General features: G+C 77.9%; 3 protein-coding genes. 2 read left to right on the forward strand and 1 reads right to left on the reverse strand.

Annotated features, from left to right (window positions below; genetic code table 11):
* On the reverse strand, nt 1–1,157 hold a 1,157-nt coding region (locus EBM89_RS20170), incomplete at its 3' end, for a glutamyl-tRNA reductase (protein ID WP_122151361.1).
* A 52-nt stretch (nt 1,158–1,209) separates the two neighbouring features.
* Here EBM89_RS20170 and hemE point away from each other — a divergent pair.
* Together hemE and EBM89_RS20180 are read left to right on the forward strand one after the other, a co-directional pair.
* Nucleotides 1,210–2,346 (forward strand): uroporphyrinogen decarboxylase, encoded by a 1,137-nt coding sequence (gene hemE, locus EBM89_RS20175; protein WP_122151360.1) that lies wholly within the window; start codon nt 1,210–1,212, stop codon nt 2,344–2,346.
* 94 nt (nt 2,347–2,440) lie between these two features.
* Nucleotides 2,441–3,045 (forward strand): FAD-dependent oxidoreductase (locus EBM89_RS20180; RefSeq protein WP_158609738.1); only part of this gene is annotated, 605 nt, incomplete at its 3' end.

Raw genomic sequence — 3,045 nt, forward strand, 5'->3', positions numbered from 1 at the left:
GCCGCGCGCGCCCGGACGGTCGGTCCGTGCAGCGCCGAGCGGGTGCGGCGGCGCAGCGAGCGCGCGGCGCGCTCGTCCAGCCCCTCGGCGGCGGTGGCGAGGTCCTCCAGCACCCGGCGCCGCTCGGCGACGACGGGCGGGTTCCACTGCCGGGTGCGCTGCGCGCGCTCGTAGGCGTCGGCCTGCTCGGCGACGAGGGTGCGCGCCTCGGCGACCGTGGCGGAGTGCCCGTCCGGCGCGGACTCCGCCAGCGTGGTGAGGCTGACCAGCCGGACGCCGGGCAGGTCGCCGACGGCGGGGTCCACGTCGTGCTGGAGCGCGAGGTCGAGGACGGCGAGCGGGCGGGCGCCGAGGGACGCCTCCGCCGAGCGCGCGCGGATGAGCGCGTCCACGTCGAGCACCGCGCCAGAGGCGCCGCTGCACGCGACGACCAGGTCGACGCCCGCGAGGCTGGCGGCGAGGTCGGCCGTGGCGGCGGTGACGCCGCGCTGGGCGGCGAACTGCCCGGCCCGGCCGGACGCGGAGTAGACGACGACGTCGGCGCAGCCGCGGGCCTTGAGGGCGGCGAGGCTGGCCCCGGCGTAGGAGCCGGTCCCGATGAGCAGGCAGCGGACGTCGGCCCAGGCGGGCAGCCCGTCCTCGACCAGGTCGAGCGCGACGCCCACGACGGAGCGGCCCGCGGCGCCGAGGCCGGTGCCGTGCTCGACGGCCCGCGACGCGCGGGAGGCGGCCTGGAACAGGCCCTCCAGGTCGGAGGTGGTGGTGCCGTCGCGGCGGGCGGCGGTGAGCGCGCGGCGGACCTGCCCGGCGATCTCCCGCTCCCCCACGACCATGGACTCCAGCCCGGAGGCGACGGCGAACAGGTGCTCGACGACACGAGGGCCGGTGGCGGGGTCCAGGGCGGCGGAGACGCGCTCGACGGGGTACCCGGAGCGGGTGGCCACGGTGGCGGCGACGGCGTCGCGGGCGGCCTCGGCGTCGGCTGCGTCCTCGACGTCGAGGTACAGCTCGAACCGGTTGCAGGTCGCCAGGACGACCGCTCCCGAGATCGACGCGCAGCCCGTCACGATCTCCCGTCCGACGGCGTGCGTGTCGGCGGACAGCCGCTCCAGCACGGACAGGTCGAGGTCGTGATGGCTGGCCACCAGAGACAGCATCACCACGCCCAGAATTTAATCACTCCAGGGAAGAGGGGGCACAATCGCAGGGATGTCGACTTCGTCACGCGTCCCCGCGCCCACCGACCCCGCCCTGCCCTCGCACCCGGACGGCACCGGCCTGCCCGCCGACCACCCGCTGGTCGACGGCCGCACCGCCGACGCGCCGCTGCTGGCCGCCTACCGGGGCCGCACGCCCTCGCGTCGCCCGGTGTGGTTCATGCGCCAGGCGGGCCGCTCGCTGCCCGAGTACCGGGAGGCCCGCCGGGGCACCGCGATGCTCGACGCGTGCCTGACCCCGGACCTGGCGTCCGAGATCACGCTGCAGCCGGTGCGTCGCCACGACGTCGACGCGGCGATCTTCTTCTCGGACATCGTGATCCCGCTGCGGCTCGCGGGCGTGGACGTGGACATCCAGCCCGGCGTCGGCCCCGTCATGGGGTCCGCGGTGCGCACGGCGGACGACGTCGCCCGGCTGCGCGCCGAGCACCCCGCCGAGTCGCTGACCCCGGAGGTGCTGGCCCCGGTCACCGAGGCCGTGCGGCTCACCACCGCGGCGCTGGGCGCGACCCCGCTGATCGGCTTCGCGGGCGCCCCGTTCACGCTGGCCGCCTACCTCGTCGAGGGGCGGCCGTCCCGGGACCACCTGGCCGCGCGCACGCTCATGCACGCCGACCCGGAGACGTGGCGGGCGCTGACCGAGTGGGCCGCCGACGTGACCGGCACGTTCCTGCGGGCGCAGGTGCTCGCGGGCACCAGCGCGGCGCAGCTGTTCGACTCCTGGGCGGGGTCGCTGTCGCTGGCCGACTACACGGCGCGCGTCGCCCCGGCGTCCACGCGGGCGCTGGCGCACGTCGCCGACCTGGGGGTGCCGCGCGTGCACTTCGGCACCGGGACCGGCGAGCTGCTGGCCGCGATGCGCGACGTCGGCGCGGACGTCGTCGGGGTCGACCACCGCATCGGCCTGGACGAGGCGGTGCGGCGCCTGGACGGCCGCGTCCCCGTGCAGGGCAACATCGACCCCGCGCTGCTCGCGGCGCCGTGGCCGGTGCTGGAGGCGCACGTCCGCGACGTCGTCGCGCGCGGGGAGTCCGCCCCCGGGCACGTCGTGAACCTCGGCCACGGCGTGCCGCCGGAGACCGACCCCGAGGTGCTCACCCGGGTGGTCTCCCTCGTGCACACGCTCTGACCGGTGGGGCCGGAAGGTCCCACTCACGCAGGTCCTCCGGACCGGCACCCTGGGCCCAGGGAGCACGTCCGCCACGAGCGAGCAGGAGATCCGCATGTCCGAGACCCGGCCCGACGCGGCGCCGACGAGCACCTCCGGCACCGGTGAGGTCCACGACGCGCTCGTCGTCGGGGGAGGCGTCGCCGGGCTGGTCGCGGCGCGCGAGCTCGCCCTGGCGGGGCTGCGGCCGCTGGTCGTCGAGGCGTGGCGGACCGCGGGCGGGGTCGTGGGCGTGCACGAGGTCGACGGGCTGCGGCTGGACGCCGGCGCGGAGTCGTTCGCGACCCGGGGCGGCTCCGTCGCGGCCCTGGCCGACGAGCTCGGCCTGTCCGACCGGGTCGTCACCCCGTCCCCGCACGGCGCCTGGGTGCGGCTGCCGCACGGCGCCGGCCCGCTGCCCCGGACCGGTCTGCTCGGCATCCCGGCGGACCCGTGGGCGCCGGACGTGCGGCGCACCATCGGGGCGCTCGGGTCGCTGCGCGCCTCGGTCGACCGGCTGCTGCCCGCCTCGGTCGGCACGGCGCCCGGCGGGTCGCTCGGCTCCCTGGTCCGGACGCGCGCCGGACGGCGGGTGCTGGACCGCCTGGTGCGCCCGGTGGTCGCGGGCGTGCACGCCGCGGAGCCGGACGACGTCGCCGTGGACGCCGTGGCGCCGGGGCT

It is taken from the genome of Cellulomonas triticagri, assembly GCF_003696205.1.
Taxonomy (GTDB): Bacteria; Actinomycetota; Actinomycetes; order Actinomycetales; family Cellulomonadaceae; genus Cellulomonas; species Cellulomonas triticagri.

Excerpts from the sequence above, each read along its gene's own strand:
- hemE (WP_122151360.1), top strand. The coding sequence starts at position 1,210 with ATGTCGACTTCGTCACGCGTCCCCGCGCCCACCGACCCCGCCCTGCCC.